The organism is Pseudomonas sp. BRM28, from assembly GCF_002939405.1.
GTDB lineage: Bacteria > Pseudomonadota > Gammaproteobacteria > Pseudomonadales > Pseudomonadaceae > Aquipseudomonas > Aquipseudomonas palmensis.
This window is the reverse complement of the sequence record NZ_PEFV01000001.1, coordinates 2,091,597-2,110,448: the sequence shown is the minus strand read 5'-3', so window position 1 is coordinate 2,110,448 and position 18,852 is coordinate 2,091,597. Positions and strand designations below refer to the sequence as shown.

The window sequence follows — 18,852 nt, the reverse complement described above, 5'->3', positions numbered from 1 at the left end:
TTTTAAGTTCGTGTGGCCTGGTAGATCCGAAAGCCTTGTCCCTCGTCGCGAATCAGGCAGTTGCCCAAGGCGCCTTCGATGAGCGGTTGGTACCGCAGGAAGCTGTTGGCCACAAGCCGAAGTTCGCCGCCTTTTTTCAGATGATCGGCCGATTTTTTCAGCAAGGTTTCCGAGGCGTGGTAGTTGGTGTGAACCCCGGTGTGAAACGGCGGATTGCTCAGGATCACGTTCAGCTCGCGGGGCGCGGCATCGATGCCGTCGCCGGCGATGACCTCCCCCTCCAGGCCATTGGCGGCCAGGGTCAGGCGGCTGCTGGCCACGGCGAAGGCATCCACGTCCAGCAGCGTTACCCGGCTTTGTGGGTAGCGGCGCTTGATCGCCGCGCCGAGCACGCCCGCACCGCAGCCAAAGTCCAGCACATGGCCCACGGGCAGTTGCTCGAGGTTGTCCAGCAGCAGCGCGCTGCCGCGGTCCAGCCGGCCATGGCTGAAGACCCCGGGCAGGCTCACGATCTGCAGCGGGCCTTCGGCCAGTGGCAGTTCGAATCGTTGCGCCAGGCTTTCCAGCGGCTGCGCCTCTGGCGGGGTGTCCACCGTGACCTGCCACAGCTGGCAATGGCGTGCACTGTCGAGCTTGCGCGGCTTGCCGAAGGCGTGCAGCTGCTTGGCCGCACCCTCGATACCCCCGCGCTTTTCACCCACCAGGTACAGCTGGCGCCCACCCAGGCGCGAGGCCAGGGCATTGAGCAGGTAGTTGGCCAGATCGCGGGACTTGGGCAGAAACAGCACGGCGCCGTCGAAAGCCACCGGCGGCACCTCCACGCCATAGTGACTGCGCCCGGCAAATCGCGCCTCGAGCGCGGCCTGGTCGCCGGCGTGCCAGCTCCAGGCGCGGGCATCGGGCAGGCTGCCCAGCAGGTCGTCGGCGGGCAGGCCGGCCAGCAACACGGGGCCTTTGAACAGCTCGGCCTGACGGAGCAACACTTCACTACGCGGGTCCATGGTCGGCGCCCCTCTGCAAAAAGTCGCGAATTCTAGCAGAACTCAGCTGACCACTCGGCGCGGGTTGCCCTGCAGGAAGGCTTCGGCGTTCTCGGCCAGTTGGCCGACGATGCGCTGGCGCGCCTCGACCGCGCCCCAGGCACTGTGCGGGGTGACCACAAGGCGCGGGATATCGCCTGCCAGCAGGGGGTTGCCATTGACCGGAGGCTCCACGCTGAGCACGTCGGTGGCGGCGCCACCCAGGTGCCCGCTGCGCAGTGCGTCGGCCAGCGCCTGCTCGTCGATCAGCCCGCCACGGGCGGTGTTGACCACGAACGCGCCGGGCTTGAGCAGGGCCAGCTCGGCGGCGCCGATCATGTTGCGGGTGCTGTCGTTGAGCGGGCAGTGCAGGGTCAGCGCATCCACCTGCGGCAGCAGCTCGGCCAGGCTCAGGCGATCATCGCGGGCCGGGCGGCCGGGCAACTGGCCGGACAGCACGCGCATGCCGAAGGCTTCGGCCAGGCGCGCCACCGCACCGCCAAGTTCGCCGTGGCCGAGCAGGCCGAGGGTCTTGCCCTCCAGTTCGACGATGGGAAAGTCGAGCAGGCAGAACTGCCTGGCCTGGGCCCATTTGCCGTCGGCCACCGCCTGCTGGTAATCGGGCAGGCGAGTGGCCAGCGCCAGCAGCAGGGCCAGGGTGTGCTGCGCCACCGAGGGCGTGCCGTAGCCCTGGCAGTTGCTGACCACGATGCCCTGGGCGCGCGCGGCCTGCAGGTCGACGTTGTTGGTGCCGGTGGCCGACACCAGGATCAGCCTTAGGTCGGGGCAGGCCGCGAGGGCGGCGGCGTCCAGGTGCACCTTGTTGGTGATCGCCACGCTCGCGCCCTGCAGGCGCTCGGCCACTTCGTGGGGGGCAGTGGTCGGGTGCAACTGCAGTTCATCGAAGCAGCCGCGCAGGCGGCTCAGGTCGAGGTCGCCCAGGTCCAGGGAGCTGTGGTCGAGGAATACAGCGCGGCGCAAGGTCATGGGGCAGGCTCCTGGGGTGTGGTTTGAGCAGGTAGTGGGGCATTAGAGCCTGCATCGCCGTGGGCGTAAAGCCAGGCATCCGGCTGCACGGGAGGTGACTGTGCCGATTCACTTGTAACTGTATCTTTCAGAACTGCCAGGCAGTGGGTAAGGTACGCCACCCGATCGTTTGCCAGGAGCGTCACCCCATGTACTGGGCAGAATTTCTCACCGTTGCGCTGATCCACCTGCTGGCCGTGGCCAGCCCCGGCCCGGACTTTGCGGTGGTGGTGCGCGAAAGTGTTACCCACGGTCGGCGCGCCGGTACCTGGACCGCCTTCGGCGTGGGCACGGCGATCTTCCTGCATGTGGGCTATTCGCTGCTGGGCATCGGCCTGATCGTGTCGCAGTCGATCATGCTGTTCAACGTGCTCAAGTGGCTGGCTGCGGCCTACCTGGTGTACATCGGCATCAAGGCCCTGCGTGCCCGCCCGGCGCCTGCCGGCAGCGAGAGCGTGCAGGTCTCGACCGTGGCGCGCACCCCGCGTGCCGCCTTTGTGGCAGGGTTCATGACCAACGGCCTGAACCCCAAGGCCACGCTGTTCTTCCTGTCGCTGTTCACGGTGGTGATCAACCCGCACACGCCGCTGCTGATACAGGCCGGCTACGGGGCCTACCTGGCGCTGGCCACCGGCCTGTGGTTCTGCCTGGTGGCTCTGCTGTTCAGCCACGCCCGCGTGCGCTCCGGCTTTGCGCGCATGGGCCACTGGTTCGATCGCGGCATGGGCGCGGTGCTGGTGGCGCTGGGTATCAAGATCGCCTTCACCGAGATGCACTGAGGCGGTTGATGGCCATTGGCCTGTCATCCCTGAGGGCGCGCAAATCATTCCTTTGGCTGATTTGAGCGCTCCCGTCCCGTTCTAGAGTAAGCGCCGTATTGCCATGCCTGCGTACTCGAAAAAGGGACTCCCATGCTGCAAACCAGGATTATCGCCCCCGCTGCGGGCGCTTACGAATACCCGCTGCTGATCAAGCGCCTGCTGATGTCGGGCAGCCGCTACGAGAAAACCCGCGAGATCGTGTACCGCGATCAGCTGCGCTACAACTACCTGACCCTGAGCGAGCGCATCGCGCGCCTGGCCAACGTGCTCACCGCAGCCGGGGTCAAGGCCGGCGACACCGTGGCGGTGATGGACTGGGACAGCCATCGCTACCTGGAGTGCATGTTCGCCATCCCGATGATCGGCGCGGTGGCCCACACCATCAACGTGCGCCTGTCGCCCGAGCAGATCCTCTACACCATGAACCACGCCGAAGACCGCTTCGTGCTGGTCAACAGCGATTTCATCGGGCTGTATCAGTCCATCGCGCCGCAACTGACCACGGTCGAGAAGACCCTGCTGCTCACCGACGGCCCCGACAAGCATGCCGAACTGCCGAACCTGGTGGGCGAGTACGAGCACCTGCTGGCGGGCGCGGCCACCACCTACGACTTCCCCGACTTCGACGAGAACTCGGTGGCCACCACCTTCTACACCACCGGTACCACCGGCAACCCCAAGGGCGTGTATTTCACCCACCGCCAGCTGGTGCTGCACACCCTGGGCGTGGCTACCGTGACCGGCAGCATCGACAGCATCCGCCTGCTGGGCACCGATGATGTGTACATGCCCATCACCCCGATGTTCCACGTGCACGCCTGGGGCATCCCCTACGTGGCCACCATGCTCGGGCTCAAGCAGGTCTACCCGGGGCGCTACGAGCCGGAGATGCTGTGTCAGCTGTGGCGGGACGAAAAGGTCACCTTCTCGCACTGCGTACCGACCATCCTGCAGATGCTGCTCAACGCCAAGGGCGCGCAGGGCCAGGATTTCGGCGGCTGGAAGATCATCATCGGCGGCAGCTCGCTCAACCGCGCCCTGTATGAGTCGGCCAAGGCCCAGGGCATCCAGCTCACGGCGGCCTATGGCATGTCGGAAACCTGCCCGCTGGTGGCCTGTGCCCACCTCAACGAAGAGCTGCTGGCCGGCAGCGACGACGAATGCATCAGCTACCGCATCAAGGCCGGCGTGCCGGTGCCGCTGGTGGAGGCCGCGGTTATGGATGCCGAGGGCGGCTTCCTGCCGGCTGACGGCGAGTCCCAGGGCGAACTGGTGCTGCGCGCGCCGTGGCTGAGCATGGGGTACTTCCGCGAACCGGAGAAAGGCGCCGAGCTGTGGCAGGGCGGCTGGCTGCACACCGGGGATGTGGCGACCATCGACAGCATGGGCGTGGTCGATATCCGCGATCGCATCAAGGACGTGATCAAGACCGGCGGGGAGTGGGTGTCGTCGCTGGCCCTCGAAGACCTCGTCAGCCGCCACCCCTCGGTGCGCGAAGTGGCGGTGGTGGGTGTACCCGATCCGCAGTGGGGCGAGCGTCCGTTTGCCCTGCTGGTGGTGCGTGACGGCACCAGCATCGACGCCCGCGAGCTCAAGGAGCACCTCAAGCCCTACGTGGAGCTGGGCATGATCAACAAGTGGGCAATCCCCAGCCAGATCGCCCTTGTTACCGAAATTCCCAAGACCAGCGTGGGCAAGCTGGACAAGAAGCGCATCCGCGTCGACATCAGCCACTGGCAGGCCAGCAACAGCGCATTTCTGTCCACCCTCTGAAGGCGGGCTGGTCGCGCCCTGGCGGGTGCGACCCTTGCGCCAGACACCTGCGCGCCTTGTCAAAGCGAAAAAATAGGCCATCCTTGCCGCTGCCCGCGCAGTTGGCGAGCGAATCAGCTCTTTGGGTGTAGTACCAACGTGCAAATCACACTTTAGAGGGATCAAGCACAGGTACCTGCTGGCTATAGTCGGGTCAGGGGATTTTTAGGGACGGGGGCCCGCGCAAATGACTGCGCACTGCCACGTTGGTCGACCAGCAGGCGTATTCACGTCGGTCGTTCGATGCGTTTCTCAAAGGACTCACTGCCATAAAAATAAAGTACATGGAGTAGCGTCGATGACATCAGTAAATCTGTTCTGGCGCCGGGCGAAATTGCCATTGGCCGTCAGCCTCGCTTCTACGCTCGCCGGCCCTGCATTCGGCGTCAGTTTCAACATCGGTGAAATCGAAGGTCAGTTCGACTCGTCGCTGTCCGTGGGGGCCAGCTGGTCGACGGCCAAGCCGAACCAGAACCTGATCGGCGTCAACAACGGCGGCAAGGGTCTGTCGCAGACCTCCGACGACGGCCACCTGAACTTCAAGCGCGGCGAGACCTTCTCGAAGATCTTCAAGGGCATCCACGACCTGGAGCTCAAGTACGGCGACACCGGCGTGTTCGTGCGTGGCAAGTACTGGTACGACTTCGAACTCAAGGACGAACACCGCCAGTTCAAGGACATCAGCGACTCCAACCGCAAAGAGGGCGCCAAGTCGTCCGGTGCCGAGCTGCTCGACGCCTTCGTCTACCACAACTACTCGATTGGCGAACTGCCGGGTTCGGTGCGTTTCGGCAAGCAGGTGGTGAGCTGGGGTGAAAGTACCTTCATCGGTGGTGGCATCAACTCGATCAACCCCATCGACGTTTCCGCGTTCCGCCGCCCGGGTGCCGAGATCAAGGAAGGCCTGATCCCGGTCAACATGTTCTACATCTCCCAGAGCCTGACCGACAACCTGTCGGCCGAAGCCTTCTACCAGCTGGAATGGGACCAGACCGTCGTCGACAACTGCGGCACCTTCTTCTCCCAGCCGGACATCATCGCCGACGGTTGCACCGACAACCTGCGCGTATTGTCCAGCAGCCGCACCATGACCCCGGCACAGATCGCCGGCCTGGCCAACTTCGGCGTGGACGTGAACGAGGAAGGCATCAAGGTGGCGCGCGGCCCCGACCGCGATGCCCGTGACAGCGGCCAGTTCGGTGTTGCCCTGCGCTACATGTTCGAACCGCTCAATACCGAGTTCGGCGCCTACGCCATGAACTACCACAGCCGTGCGCCGATCTTCAGCGCCACGGGGGCTTCTGCACAGGCCTACGCCATTGCCGGCATGGTCGACCCGCGTACCGGCGCCGCCATCGTGGCGGGCAACTCCAAGTACTTCGTCGAGTATCCCGAAGACATCCGCCTGTACGGCCTGAGCTTCTCCACCACCCTGCCTACCGGCACCGCGTGGAGCGGTGAAATCAGCTACCGGCCGAACGCACCGGTGCAGCTGAACACCACCGACATCCTGTACGCCGGGGTCACCCAGCTGGGCGGCACGTTCGGCAATGCCTCGCTGCTCAAGGGCCAGGCCGATACCGACCTGCACGGCTACAAGCGCAAGGAAATCACCCAGTTCCAGACCACCCTGACGCACTTCTTCGACCAGGTGATGGGCGCCAGCCGCATGACCGTGGTAGGTGAAGTGGGCGTGACCCACGTGGGCGGCCTGGAAAGCGCCGACAAGCTGCGCTACGGCCGCGATCCGGTGTATGGCCCTGGCCCGCTGCCGGATACCTTCGGCCTCAACACCTGCTCGGACATCCTCAACGCCGGCACCATCGGTGGCGCCGCGCCTGGCGGTGGTTCCTCCGCCAACCGCAGCCGCAAGTGCGAAAAGGACGGCTACACCACCAGCACCTCGTGGGGCTACCGTGGCCGCGTGATCTGGGACTACAACGATGTGTTCGCCGGGGTCAACCTCAAGCCGAGCGTGGCCTGGTCGCATGACGTGTCCGGCTACTCGCCAGGCCCGGGCGGCAACTTCGAGGAAGGGCGCAAGGCGGTCAGCCTGGGCCTGGACGCCGAATACCAGAACACCTACACCGCGAGCCTGTCGTACACCAACTTCTTCGATGGCAAGTACACCACCGTGGATGACCGCGACTTCATCGCCCTCAGCTTCGGCGTGAACTTCTAAGCACTGATCCGGGAAGACCAAGATCATGAAAGCAACCAAGAGTCTGTTGAAAATCGGTGTGCTGAGCCTGTCGCTGCTCGCCACCGGCGTGATGGCGGCGGTGTCCGCCGACGAAGCCGCCAAGCTGGGCACCAGCCTGACCCCGATGGGCGCCGAGAAGGCCGGCAATGCCGACGGTTCGATCACCGCCTGGCAGCCCCTGAGCACCACGGCCGGTTCGGTCGATGCCAAGGGCTTCCTGTCCGACCCGTACGGCAACGACAAGCCCAAGTTCACCATCACCGCGCAGAACGTCGACCAGTACAAGGACAAGCTGTCCCCTGGCCAGTTGGCCATGTTCAAGCGCTATCCGGACACCTTCAAGCTGCCGGTGTACCCGACCCAGCGTGGCTCCACGGTGCCGGACTCGGTGTTCGCCGCCATCAAGAAGAACGCCACCACCACCAACCTGGTAGCTGGCGGCAACGGGCTGGAGAACTTCCAGATCGCGATTCCGTTCCCGATCCCGAAAAGCGGTGTGGAGGTGATCTGGAACCACATCACCCGCTACCGTGGCGGTGGCGTCACGCGTGTGGTGAACCAGGCCACGCCGCAGCAGAACGGCAGCTACAGCATGGTGAAGCTCGAGGAACAGTTCATGTTCCGCGATCGCCTGAAGGATTTCGATCCGGCCAACCCTGGCAACGTGCTGTTCTACTTCAAGCAGAAAGTGACCGCCCCGCCGCGTCTGGCCGGTACCGTGCTGCTGGTTCACGAGACCCTCGACCAGGTCAAGGAGCCGCGCAAGGCCTGGATGTACAACGCTGGCCAGCGCCGCGTGCGCCAGGCCCCGCAAGTGTCGTATGACGGCCCGGGTACCGCCGCTGACGGCCTGCGTACCTCCGACAACCTGGACATGTTCAACGGTGCGCCGGACCGCTACGACTGGAAGCTGGAAGGCAAGAAGGAGATGTACATTGCCTCCAACAGCTACAAGCTCGATTCGACGAGCCTCAAGTATGCCGACATCATCAAGCCGGGGCATATCAACCAGGACCTGACCCGTTACGAGCTGCGTCGCGTGTGGCATGTGGTGGGCACCCTGAAACCGGGCCAGCGGCACATCTATGCCAAGCGTGACTTCTACATCGACGAAGACACCTGGCAAGCGGCCGTGATCGACCAGTACGACGGCCGCGGCCAGCTGTGGCGGGTATCCGAGGCACATGCCCAGGACTACTACAACAAGCAGGTGCCGTGGTACACCCTGGAAGCCATCTACGACCTGCAGTCGGGCCGTTACCTGGCGCTGGGCATGAAGAACGAAGAGCAGAAGGCCTACAACTTCGACTTCACTGCCAGCAAGGCCGACTTCCAGCCGGCAGCGCTGCGCCAGGATGGTGTGCGCTGAGTTAGAACCTCCTCCGTGTGATCCCCAGAACGCCCCGGCTTGCCCGGGGCGTTTCTGTGTGTGGCCCGACAACAGGCCGTGAGGGGCAATGCGGGATGAAGTGCGCGCAATGCTGCGCTTCGTGAGTTTTTGTCGCTTTTTGTTGTAGTCTTTTTTCCGACCTCTGCGCCAATCATCTTCAAATGTGCCGTTTAAAGCGCTAGTCTCGGCGGGTCTGTTCTGCCGAAGACTTCCAACTAAAACGAGCCGGCCATGACTGATCTGTCGCGTATGCAAGGGTTCGCCAGCCAGGCCATCAGCGCTGTGGAGGGCCGCTTCTACCGTCCACCACTGCCCGAGGGGCACGTGCCGCGCCCGCGGCTATGCCAGCGCCTGCACGCCGGCCTTAGCGGTCGACTGCTGCTGGTTTCGGCGCCCGCCGGTTTCGGCAAGAGCTCGCTGGCCGTGGAGTTCTGCCAGAGCCTGCCCGCCTCGTGGGGCAGCCTGTGGCTGGGGCTGAGCCAGCGCGACAGCGACCCCGGGCGCTTTCTGGAACGCCTGCTCGAAGGGCTGCAGCAGTTCTGCCCGGACCTGGGCAACCAGGCCCTGGGCCTGCTCAAGATGCGCCAGCGGCACCAGCCTTTTGCCTTCGAGGAGTGGCTCGACAGCCTGCTCGACGAACTGGCCCTGCACCTGCACCCGCAGAACCCGCTGCTGCTGGTGCTCGATGACTACCATCTGGCCCAGGGCCCGGTGCTCGACCGCTGCCTGCAGTTCTTCCTCAATCATTTGCCGCCTGGCCTGGTGCTGCTGGTCACCAGCCGCCAGCGTCCCGACTGGCACCTGGCGCGCCTGCGCCTGTCGCAGCAGTTGCTCGAGCTCACCGAACAGGACCTGCGTCTGAGCCCCGAGGAATCCCTGGCCGTGCTCGACCAGCACCCCACCACGCTGCGTGGCCAGGCCCTGGACAACCTGATTCAACGCAGCGATGGCTGGGTCGCCGGCCTGCGCTTCTGGCTGCTGGCCGCCTCCGAGGCGGGGGTCGACAGCGCCTTGCCCCACGCCCTGCATGGCGGCGAAGGGCTGATCCGCGACTACCTGCTCGAAGAAGTCATCGACTGCCTGCCGCCCGAGGTGCAGGCGTTTCTCTACGACACCGCCTGCCAGGAGCGTTTTTGCGCCGACCTGTGCGATGCCCTGCGCGAAAGCCACGACAGCGCGCAGATACTGCGTTACCTGAAGGCACACCAGGTGTTTCTGGTACCGCTGGACGAGCAGGGTCAATGGCTGCGTTATCACCACCTGTTCTCCGACCTGCTGCGCACCCGCCAGGCCAGCCAGCCGCTGGCCAGCCTGCACCTGCGCGCGTGCCGCTGGTTCCACGCCCAGGGCCTGCTCGACGAGGCGGTGGAGCAGGCCCTGCGCGCCGGTCACCTGGACGTGGCGGCCAACCTGGTGCAGAACCTGTCCGAAGAGCAACTGCTGGCCGAACAGAACGTCGGCATGCTGCTGCGCTGGAAGATGGACCTGCCCGACAGCCTGCTGATCAGCACCCCGCGCCTGATCGTGCTGTACAGCTGGGCGCTGGGGCTGGCCTGCCAGCTGGACGCGGCCGAGGAACTGGTCAGCCACCTCAGCCGGTTCCTGCCGGCGCCTTCGGCCACGGCGCAGAAGTCCATGCTGGCGCAATGGCTGGCCCTGAGCGGAATCATCGCCCGCGGTCGCGGCGATCGTCTGAAAACCCGCTCGTACTGCCAGCAGGCGCTGCGCAGCCTGCCCACCAAGCGCTACGGCCAGCGCCTGATGTGCCTGTCCACGTTGTCCAACCTGGCCATCGCCGAGGGCGATTTCTGGCACGCCCGTGGCTGGAACCGCGAGGCGCTGGAGCTGGCACGGCGGGTCGGCAACCCGTTGTTCGAGGCCCTGGCCCACTACGATCGCGCGCGGGTGCTGCATGCCCGTGGCGAGGTCCTGCGTTCGATGGAGGAGGTGCGCCACGGCCTGCAACGCCTGCAAGGGCTGTCGGCCCAGCGCCTGTACGCGGCGCGTGCGCGCCTGGCGCTGTACGAAGGCTACCTGCTGGTCGCCGGGCTGCAGCCCCAGGAAGGGCGTGCGCGCTTGCGCGCCGGGCTGGTGGAAGCGCGTGCCTGTCGCGACATCAGCGTACTGATCGGGCATTGCGTGCTGGCCACCCTGGACGGGCGCGAGGGGCGTTTTACCGAGGCCTTCTGCGAGCTGGCCGAGGCCGAGCGCCTGATGCATATCTGGGACGTGCCGCCGGTGTTCTACCTGGCCATGATCACCCTGGTCAAATGCGAGCTGTGGCTGGCCCAGGGGCGCATGGACCTGGCCGAATCCTGGCTGCTGCGCCTGGGCCAGACCTACGGTGGCGAACGTGCCGCCGCCGCACCGGAGTTCCATCCGCTGCTGCCTTTGCACATCGAACTGCAGCAGGCCCTGCTGGAACAGGCCCAGGGGCGTACCGCACAGGCCGCACAACGCCTGCAGGCGCTGGCCGAGCACGGGCGCAGCAATGGCGGCCAGCTGCTCGGCACCACCGCGGTGTGTCAGCATATCGGCCTGTTGCTGGCGAGCGGTGCTGCAGAGGCGGCCGTGGTGTTGCTGCCCCAGGCCCTGGAGGCCGCGCAGGGGGGCGTGCTGCAACCCTTCCAGCGGCTGCTGGAAGATCACCCCGAGTGGATACGCGAGCAGTTGCTGGCCCAGCCGGCGGGGCCGGTGCAGGCGCGCCTGCTGTCGCTGTTGCCGGTGGTTGATACCTCGCCGGCCCCCGGGGCGGGCACCGAGGCCCTGAGTGCGCGAGAGATGTCGGTGCTCAAGCTGATCGCGCTGGGGTGTTCCAACCAGCAGATCAGCGAGCAACTGTTCATTTCGTTGCACACCGTCAAGACCCACGCCAGCCACATCAACAGCAAGCTCGGCGTCGAGCGCCGCACCCAGGCGGTCGCCCGGGCCAAGGCGCTGGGCCTGTTGTAGCACGGCAGTCGGCCAAGTATGATGGCATCGCGCCATCACGCTTGGCGCGTTGGCTTCGTGCCGCATGCTTGCGGCGCCTCAAGCAAAGTGCACGTGCTGCCGATAGCCTTTCCGAGGCCTGCAGCCGTTGACGTTGCTTGCCAAGCAGCATGCGCTGGCGATGATCGTCGCGCTGCTTGCGTCCTGAAGCCGAGCCTGTCCCTGTAGGCGCCTTGGCGCCGCTCTTCTTTCTTCCAAGTCAGGTTTTGTGGATGTTGGTGTATAGCCAAAAAAGTTTTCTGATCGTCGATGACTTCACCGACTTCCGCACGTCCGTGCGTTCGATGTTGCGGGAAATGGGTATCCGCGACGTCGATACCGCCGAGAGCGGCGAGACGGCGATTCGCATGTGCGGGCAGAAGCGCTATGACTTCATCCTGCACGACTTCCACCTGGGCGACGGCAAGAAGAACGGCCAGCAGGTGCTGGAAGACCTGATGATCGACAAGCTGATCAGCCACGAGGCGATCTTTGTCATGGTGACGGCCGAGAGCAGCCAGGCGGTGGTGCTCAGTGCCCTGGAGCACGAGCCGGACGCCTACCTGACCAAGCCCTTCAACCGCCTGGGGCTGACCCAGCGCCTGGACAAGCTGGTACAGCGCAAGACCCTGCTCAAGCCTATCTTGCAGGCGCTGGACCGTGGCCGACCGGCCGAAGTGCTGCTGGCCTGCGACAACCTGTGTAAGCAGGACCCGCGCTTTGCGCCGCTGTGCCTGCGCTACCGTGCCGACGCCCTGGGCGCCCTCAACCGGCATGAAGAGCTGGAGCGCTTTCTCAAGGCGATCCTGGCCAATCGCCCTACGCCATGGGCATACGCGGCGCTGGGCAAGCTGCTGTTCAAGCGCGGCCAGGCCGTCCAGGCCAAGGAAATCTACGAACAGGCGATCAAGGCGTTTTCGATGATGCCCGGCCTGTACGACGGCTTGGCCGACGTGCTGGCTGCCGCAGGTGAAACCCGCCGTGCCCAGTCGGTGCTCGAAGAGGCCGTACGCCTGTCGCCGCTGGCGGTCCGCCGGCAGATGCAACTGGGCAAGCTGGCCCTGGGCAACGCCGACTTCGACACCTCGTCGCGGGCCTATCGCCAGGCCGTGAGCCAGGGCCAGAATTCGCGTTTCAAAGACCCTGAAAGCAACCTGGGTCTGGCCCAGGCGCTGATCCAGAAGAACGTGGGCAACGGCCTGGATGCACGCACACGCGTGGAGCTGAACCAGGTGCTGGGCGATGTGGCCAAGGAGTACACCGACGACCAGGGCCTGCAGGTACGTGCGCGCTTGATCAAGGCCACCGGCCTGGCGCAGGCGGGCGATGCCGAGACGGCCGCCAAGCTCACCGAGGCGGCGGTTGCGCGGCTGGAGAACATGGACCAGTTCTTCTCGGCCGAAACCGCCCTGGCAGTGGCTGCGCAGTTGCAGCAACTGGGTCAGGAGGCGGCGGGCACGGCCATCCTCAAGAACTGCGTGGAAGTCTACGGTGACGACGCGAGCGTGATGCAGAGCATCGCCAAGCTGACCGACGACCCGACTATTCTGGGCGCCGGCAACGAAGCCGTCGACCTCAACCGCCAGGGCGTGCGCAGTTATCAGGCCGGCAAGGTCGGCGAGGCGCTGGAGCAGTTCCGGCGCGCGCTGGCGTTGCAGCCCAAGAACATCAGCATTGCGCTGAACACTGCCCAGGCGCTGCTGCGCATGGCCGGGGAAAACCCCTCGAGCGCCGCGCTGGAGGAATGCCGCGCGTGCCTGGCCAAGGTGGCGGGCATTCCCAATACCGATCCGCGCTACGAGCGCTATCGAAAACTGCGTATCCGGGCGGTGGGCTCATGAGCAACGATTCCCAGGGGCTGGATTTTTCCACGGTGATCGCCTCCACCGTACACGACATGAAGAACTCCCTGGCGATGCTGATGCAGGCGCACAGCCAGTGGCTGTCGCGCCTGCCGGCCGCCCAGGCGCAAGGCCCGGAGCAGGCGGTGGTGGAGCACGAGTTCGCGCACCTCAACGGCATGCTCGTGCAGCTGCTGGGGTTGTACAAACTCGGGGTCAATCAGTTGCCCATGTGCCCCGACTACCATGACCTGGACGACTTCATCGGCGGCCTGCTGGCCTCCAATCAGCCGATCATCGACAGCCGCGAGATCATTGCGCGCTACGAGATCGATGCCTTCAACCCGCTGGGCTTCTTCGACCGCGAGCTGGTCGGTTCGGTGATCTCCAACGTGATCAACAACGCCATCCGCTATGCCGGGCACGCCTTGCTGGTCACGGTGGCCGAGCAGGGCGAGCAACTGGTGCTGAGCATCAATGACGACGGCCCGGGTTATCCACAGGGCATGATCGACCGTCAGGCCGACTACGTGCAGGGCATCAACCTGCACACCGGCAGCACCGGGTTGGGCCTGTACTTCGCTGAACGCATTGCTGCGCTGCACGAGCGCAACGGTGTGCGCGGGCGCATCGAGATCGCCAATGGCGGTGCCCTGGGCGGCGGCCTGTTCCAGCTGTACCTGCCCTGAGCCAGCCGCCGGTCGGCCAGGGCGTTGCACCAAAGTCTACAAATTAAACGGTTAGTACATAAAATCCCGTAACATAGGCCACCTGCATTTCTTGTGTCCCGGTTCGCGCCTTCGTCGCTGACCGGGTGGCGATCTATTGTCTTTCGGGAGGGCCGTTTGAGCCTCTTTTCGCGTTTTCCGTTCAGCCCCCTCGCGTTTGCCGTGGGCCTTTCTTCCAGCTTGCTGGCGTGTGCGGTGCAGGCCGATGCATTCGACACCCTTGTCGACAGCCCGACCCTGACCGGCGACTGGGGCGGCAGCCGCTCACGCCTGGAGGCGAGCGGCGTCAAGCTCACCGGCGAGTATGTGTCGGAAACCATGGGCCTGGTCAGCGGTGGCCTCAAGCACGGTGCGCGCTATGCGCAGCAGGTCCGCCTGGGCGCTACCTTCGACCTCGAGACATTGCTGGGCGAGGCGGATGCAGGCACGGTCCAGCTGACGATCAATGACCGGCGCGGCAACAGCGCCTCGCAAGACCTGGTGGGCAACCGGCTGCCGGTGCAGGAGATCTACGGCGGGCTGTACACGCGCCTGAGCGAGCTGAGCTATGCGCGCAGCCTGTTCACCGACGACCTGAACGTCAAGCTCGGCTGGATGGCCATGGGCAATGACTTCGGCGGCATGGGCATCCTCACCAACTTCGTCAACGCAGGTTTCTGCGCGCACCCGCTGAGCATGTCCGGTGGCAGTGGCTGGGGCAACTACCCCACCGCGCACTGGGGCATGGAGCTGAAATACCGCATCAGCCCCGAGTGGACGGTGCAGACCGCCTGGTTCAACGTGAATCCCGAGACCAACAGCGCCTCGTCCAAGGCCTTCGACCTGACCTCCAGCGGCACCACCGGGGCCATCCTGCCGGTGGAGCTGATCTACAACAACCTGGCTACCTATGACGGGCAGTACAAGTTCGGCTGGTATTACGACACCTCCGACACTGCGCGCATCGGCCAGCCCGACAGCAAGGCGGCGGGGCGTCACGGTGCCTATATCCTGGTCGACCAGATGGTATGGCGTTCGGATTCGACCCGGGGGCGCAGCGTACGCCTGTTCGCGCAGGCCACCGACACCGACACGGCCACTTCGCCGTTCTCGCACTGGTACGCGGCCGGAGCTGTGCTGAGCCGACCGTTCGCTTCGCGCGAGCATGACAACGTGGGGTTGGCATACGGCCGTGCGGTGTTCAACTCGCGCAGCCGCGATGTCCAGATCGCCAACCTGGAGCGCGGTGGCGACCTGGCCCAGGCGCAGAGTGTCAGCAACCTGGACATGGGCGAGCAGTTGGTGGAACTGAGCTACACCGCCCAGGTAACCCGCTGGCTGACGGTGCGCCCGAGCGTGCAGTACGTGATGGAGCCGGGTGCATTTTCCGGCAAGGACACCCAGGACGCGTTGCTGGCCGGCGTACAGGTGAAGGTGCAGTTCTGATGGAGTGAGCGCGATGCGCTTGTTCGCCGGGAGGCTGAGCCCTGCACAGGACTGTAGGAGCCAGCCTTGCTGGCGAAGAGGGCTGCATGACATCATCCCGCGCCCAGATCGCCCAGGATGGCCTCGCCTTCATGCTTCGCACTGCACTGCTTGCCCTCGCTCTGTTGTCCTTCCCGAGTCGAACCGGTTCAGCGTCTACTCGCAGGGCGAATGGGTTGAGTTGTGACGCGAATCGTGGCTGACTGCGCGCTCTTTTTCATCGAGCCCCTGCCGTAGCCATGAGTGAACTCACCGTCGAACTGATCCCGACCGGCCCTGAACACATCGAGCTGATCCGCAACCTCTACCAGTTCTATGCCTACGAGTCCTCGGACTGGGAGCAGGAAGACGTCGAGGTGGACGGCCGTTTCTACATCCACGACGAACACCTGGCCCGCTACTGGCAGGAGCCGCAGTGGAGCGCCAACCTGATTCTGGTCGATGGCTACATCGCCGGCTTCCTGCTGGTCGAGCGCAGCGAACTGGCAGGGCTGGACGCACAGGAGCTGGCCGACCTGTTCATTCTCAAGCGCTACCGGCGCAAGGGCATCGGCCAGGCATTGGCTACCCAGGTGCTGATGAGTGGGGAAGGGGACTGGCTGGTGCGCTTCTATGACCAGGATGAAACCTCACAGGCGTTCTGGCGCAGCGTGCTCGACAACCTGCCACGGCCGGTGCAGGCCATCGAACTGGATGACGAGGGCGAGTTGCTGAGCTTTTTGATTACGCGGGCGGTCATGCATTGAAAGGGCCGGCTACCAGCGGCAAGCCTCACCAGACTTCATGGGGCTGGGCCCTGTAGTTTTTTTCGATGCGCTCGACCAGCAAGGGCGCGCTGATTAATCCTCGGGTGGGGTACTTCTGCTCTTGCGAGCTGAATGCCCTGTCCGGTCGATACTCTTCGTCACCGTCCCACAGCCAGAGCGAGCCACCCGGCCCACCCGCCCTTGTGCGGAATGTCAGAGATCCATACCGCCGTGCATTGACAATTATTCCAGCGATGAGAGCTGGCCCGACTGCTTTCGACCAAACTCGAAGAGCTGTTTGGTCAGCAGCAGGAAACCACTGTGCGTAAGCGTGGCCCAAGACCTGTTCCACTTGGAAGGTTTGACGCTGAGCTTAAGCCACTAGTAGCTAGATCATCTACCTTTCTGGCAGCGCCACCAGTTGCTTTTGCACCGTTAAATCACCTAGATTTCACGGCCTTCTCTTTTATGTAGTCCTCCAAATAACTTTCTAAGGGCTTTGCTGTTCCAAGAACATGAAGCGCACCAGACTGCGTAGTATTTTGAAATTACTGAGATTTGCTGGCTTCCCGGTCTGCCCATCAAGGAATCTAACAACACCATTCTGATTAAACACATTGAAAACATGCCCTGGCTGACCCAGCCCATAAGAACCAAACACAACTCCCCGAGCGCCATTTCCGGAGCTTGCCATTTGCTGCGCAATATTGTCAGGCGCCGTTATAGGGCCAAATTTAGAGCCAAATTGTTTTTGAAACACACTCAGCGGGACACCTTTCGCCTGGCCTTGCAGGCGCAAAACAAACCATACTTGGTCTGTTTTTTGATGGACTATGTAGAGTTAGTATTGATTAACGTGCCGCCATCTTTACCAAGGCCATCGTAATCGATCAGTGTTTGCTCAACTGCCCGAGCGTCAGCACGAGAAATATTCTCAAGCCCTCTGATTTCGGAAACCACTATACCTTTTTGTCTGAGGTGAGCTTGACTGCGTTTAACTATGTCGTCGGTTTCCAACGTAACGAGTCACGCCATCAATAACGCAGTTATAAACACAGGCCTTTCCGCCTATAGAGGCAACCTCACCTGCGCCTTTTGCACCGAAGGACTAATTCTACTTAATAGAAATTTCTTTTAATTCCTCGATAAGTCGATCCCCCTCCTCACTTTGCGACTCCAAACTAATCATCACAGGAAAGTCTTCATAAACCAATCGCAGGAGCCGGTCTTTTATAATCACCCCCCACACTCTAGTATCAACAGAATCACTTCTGCTAATAATCTTTCCAGAAAATAACTTAACGAATTCTTCGGCATAATTAGGGAAGCCTTCCCAGCCCACATCAGAAGTCAGCTCCGCATACAGTCTCCCAGACCTCATGCGGCCAAGAGAAAACACTTTTTCATCAATAAATTTTTTCATTGAAAAAGATCTCCACCACCAGCTCGCGTAGAGCTCTCAATTATCTGATCAAAAGTTTTTCCCTTTTTAACTAAATCATCAAATGCAGGGCCGATCTTGTTACCATATCGCTCCAAATTTCTTGCATCGATTACGTCAAGCATATCCGGAGGCGTATACTCCCTATACTTTACTTTCAACTCGTTTCTTGCGCCATATGCATATTTTGCGACTTCTTCTGCGCTAGCGCCGCCGGCACGCATTTTGTCCACAGCACCTTGCAAGTCGTAAACATCTTTAACATAGTTTTGTCGGACAGGTGGGAGATACCCGAAGTCTCCGTCAGCTTTAGATATAGCGTTGTCCCAAGCAGGAGTACCTTTTGCACCCCCCACCGAATGCGCATAAGGCATCCCTGCCTCCGCATCCGTTATACCACTTGTCGAATTCGGATTCTTTCCAGGTGGCCCATTTTTACCACCAGCGTTGTCCACCAGGCTCGACGCCTTCCAAGCCGTCTCCCGCTCCCCAAGCGCTTTCGCAACCTGCCCCAGCTTCCCTGCCTTGTTGATCACCGCAAAGCTCAGGGCGAACTCGGTCTCCCACTGCATTTCCACCCGCAGGGCAGCCTGTTCCTGGCCTTGCAGGCGCAAAACAAATGCCTGGACTTTCGCGTCCTGCTTGGCGCTCTCAAAGGCTTGTGCGACTTCGTACGGATTGCTGGCCTTCTGAATCAGTCCGTTGGTGATACGAGAACTGGTGCCACTAAAGTCCGTGACCAGCCCTTCACCCAAGCCGTAGATGTTTTTGGCTGACTCGGCCACTGCCGCCGCAATGCCTTGCCCTACGCCAATCCCACCACCCAGCAGATCGGTTTTGCCGTAATTGAGGTTGCGGTCGTAATAGGCGAGTTGTTCCCAGTTCTGAAGGAATCTGTCGTTGATCAGGTATTCCTGATTCACCTTCGGATCATAGAAGTTCGCGTGGTTGATCTCGTAGTTCTTGAGCAACGCCAACGTTTCCGAGGCGGTATACACCTTGTGCGGTTCGCTGATGCTCGGCACATCCCCTTTGTCCGTGGTCGCATAGTTCGCCCCGAGCGGCGCCAGCGCCTGCCCGAGGTGGGCGAGGGTGCTGTCGTCGAACTTCACGCCCGCAGCGCGCAGCAGGACATTCAGGGCAACGACAAGGTCCACCTGCTGGCGGCCTATGTCTACAGCCTGTCTCACCAGCCAGAGAAAACCGCCGAAGCGCAGTGAACATGCCCCGGCTGTGAAAAGGCCCTGCCAGTGTTGCTGGCGGGGCCTTTTTATTGGCGCAGGCCCCTTCTGCCGGCTAGCCGGCCAAGGGGCCGGATCTGCCACCCACGTGACTCAGGTCAATTGACAAGCTCCACTACACTATCGCCCGCCACTAACCAACGCGACCAA

At 63.0% G+C, this 18,852-nt stretch carries 14 protein-coding genes and 1 pseudogene; 10 read left to right on the top strand and 5 right to left on the bottom strand.

Going from position 1 to position 18,852, the window contains the following annotated elements:
- Positions 1-2 precede the first annotated feature (2 nt).
- Together CR917_RS10120 and CR917_RS10115 are read right to left on the bottom strand one after the other, a co-directional pair.
- Positions 3-1,001 carry a class I SAM-dependent methyltransferase gene (locus CR917_RS10120; protein WP_043864357.1) on the bottom strand — a complete coding sequence of 333 codons (999 nt, stop codon included), beginning with the start codon at positions 999-1,001 and terminating at the stop codon, positions 3-5.
- Between the two features lie 42 nt (positions 1,002-1,043).
- Complete coding sequence (locus CR917_RS10115) at positions 1,044-2,006, bottom strand: 2-hydroxyacid dehydrogenase (protein ID WP_104572244.1); 963 nt, start codon at positions 2,004-2,006, stop codon at positions 1,044-1,046.
- A gap of 188 nt (positions 2,007-2,194) precedes the next feature.
- Here CR917_RS10115 and CR917_RS10110 point away from each other — a divergent pair, with 188 nt between their 5' ends.
- The 9 genes from CR917_RS10110 to CR917_RS10070 all read left to right on the top strand — a co-directional run bounded on the left by CR917_RS10110 (position 2,195) and on the right by CR917_RS10070 (position 16,020).
- Entirely contained in the window at positions 2,195-2,824 is a 630-nt protein-coding gene (locus CR917_RS10110; RefSeq protein ID WP_043864359.1) for a LysE family transporter, read from the top strand.
- A 132-nt stretch (positions 2,825-2,956) separates the two neighbouring features.
- Positions 2,957-4,639 carry a fatty acid--CoA ligase gene (locus tag CR917_RS10105; protein WP_054916228.1) on the top strand — a complete coding sequence of 561 codons (1,683 nt, stop codon included), beginning with the start codon at positions 2,957-2,959 and terminating at the stop codon, positions 4,637-4,639.
- A gap of 337 nt (positions 4,640-4,976) precedes the next feature.
- Positions 4,977-6,860, top strand: a complete 1,884-nt coding sequence (locus CR917_RS10100) for a DUF1302 domain-containing protein (RefSeq protein ID WP_043864361.1) — start codon at positions 4,977-4,979, stop codon at positions 6,858-6,860.
- Positions 6,861-6,885: 25 nt separating this feature from the next.
- Positions 6,886-8,250 carry a DUF1329 domain-containing protein gene (locus tag CR917_RS10095; protein ID WP_043864362.1) on the top strand — a complete coding sequence of 455 codons (1,365 nt, stop codon included), beginning with the start codon at positions 6,886-6,888 and terminating at the stop codon, positions 8,248-8,250.
- Between the two features lie 252 nt (positions 8,251-8,502).
- A complete protein-coding gene (locus tag CR917_RS10090; RefSeq protein WP_104572243.1) occupies positions 8,503-11,223 on the top strand; it encodes a LuxR C-terminal-related transcriptional regulator in 2,721 nt (906 codons plus the stop codon).
- Between the two features lie 251 nt (positions 11,224-11,474).
- Positions 11,475-13,082, top strand: coding sequence for a tetratricopeptide repeat-containing response regulator (locus CR917_RS10085; RefSeq protein WP_043864364.1), 1,608 nt, complete (start codon positions 11,475-11,477; stop codon positions 13,080-13,082).
- Complete coding sequence (locus CR917_RS10080; RefSeq protein WP_054916226.1) at positions 13,079-13,771, top strand: sensor histidine kinase KdpD; 693 nt, start codon at positions 13,079-13,081, stop codon at positions 13,769-13,771. The genes CR917_RS10085 and CR917_RS10080 overlap by 4 nt, the downstream gene beginning before the upstream one ends.
- 156 nt (positions 13,772-13,927) lie before the next feature.
- On the top strand, positions 13,928-15,235 hold the full coding sequence (locus tag CR917_RS10075; protein ID WP_104572242.1) for a carbohydrate porin: 1,308 nt from the start codon (positions 13,928-13,930) through the stop codon (positions 15,233-15,235).
- A 278-nt stretch (positions 15,236-15,513) separates the two neighbouring features.
- Entirely contained in the window at positions 15,514-16,020 is a 507-nt protein-coding gene (locus CR917_RS10070) for a GNAT family N-acetyltransferase (RefSeq protein ID WP_054916224.1), read from the top strand.
- Between the two features lie 490 nt (positions 16,021-16,510).
- On the opposite strand, the gene CR917_RS28035 is transcribed toward CR917_RS10070, so the two are convergent.
- The 3 genes from CR917_RS28035 to CR917_RS10055 all read right to left on the bottom strand — a co-directional run bounded on the left by CR917_RS28035 (position 16,511) and on the right by CR917_RS10055 (position 18,618).
- Entirely contained in the window at positions 16,511-16,780 is a 270-nt protein-coding gene (locus tag CR917_RS28035; RefSeq protein ID WP_353229557.1) for a toxin glutamine deamidase domain-containing protein, read from the bottom strand.
- A gap of 354 nt (positions 16,781-17,134) precedes the next feature.
- Positions 17,135-17,443 (bottom strand): DUF3630 family protein, encoded by a 309-nt coding sequence (locus tag CR917_RS10060; RefSeq protein ID WP_054916223.1) that lies wholly within the window; start codon positions 17,441-17,443, stop codon positions 17,135-17,137.
- Positions 17,440-18,618 (bottom strand): hypothetical protein, encoded by a 1,179-nt coding sequence (locus CR917_RS10055; protein ID WP_173925041.1) that lies wholly within the window; start codon positions 18,616-18,618, stop codon positions 17,440-17,442. Before CR917_RS10055 ends, CR917_RS10060 begins: the two co-directional genes overlap by 4 nt.
- Here CR917_RS10055 and CR917_RS28030 point away from each other — a divergent pair.
- A pseudogene (locus CR917_RS28030) lies at positions 18,583-18,681 on the top strand (hypothetical protein); the annotation flags it as partial. The gene CR917_RS10055 and the pseudogene CR917_RS28030 overlap by 36 nt on opposite strands.
- Positions 18,682-18,852 lie beyond the last annotated feature (171 nt).

Bases quoted from the DNA above. Each gene is read 5' to 3' on its own strand.
- CR917_RS10120 (WP_043864357.1), bottom strand. From the start codon at position 1,001: ATGGACCCGCGTAGTGAAGTGTTGCTCCGTCAGGCCGAGCTGTTCAAA.
- CR917_RS10115 (WP_104572244.1), bottom strand. From the start codon at position 2,006: ATGACCTTGCGCCGCGCTGTATTCCTCGACCACAGCTCCCTGGACCTG.
- CR917_RS10110 (WP_043864359.1), top strand. From the start codon at position 2,195: ATGTACTGGGCAGAATTTCTCACCGTTGCGCTGATCCACCTGCTGGCC.
- CR917_RS10105 (WP_054916228.1), top strand. From the start codon at position 2,957: ATGCTGCAAACCAGGATTATCGCCCCCGCTGCGGGCGCTTACGAATAC.
- CR917_RS10100 (WP_043864361.1), top strand. From the start codon at position 4,977: ATGACATCAGTAAATCTGTTCTGGCGCCGGGCGAAATTGCCATTGGCC.
- CR917_RS10095 (WP_043864362.1), top strand. From the start codon at position 6,886: ATGAAAGCAACCAAGAGTCTGTTGAAAATCGGTGTGCTGAGCCTGTCG.
- CR917_RS10090 (WP_104572243.1), top strand. From the start codon at position 8,503: ATGACTGATCTGTCGCGTATGCAAGGGTTCGCCAGCCAGGCCATCAGC.
- CR917_RS10085 (WP_043864364.1), top strand. From the start codon at position 11,475: ATGTTGGTGTATAGCCAAAAAAGTTTTCTGATCGTCGATGACTTCACC.
- CR917_RS10080 (WP_054916226.1), top strand. From the start codon at position 13,079: ATGAGCAACGATTCCCAGGGGCTGGATTTTTCCACGGTGATCGCCTCC.
- CR917_RS10070 (WP_054916224.1), top strand. From the start codon at position 15,514: ATGAGTGAACTCACCGTCGAACTGATCCCGACCGGCCCTGAACACATC.
- CR917_RS10060 (WP_054916223.1), bottom strand. From the start codon at position 17,443: ATGAAAAAATTTATTGATGAAAAAGTGTTTTCTCTTGGCCGCATGAGG.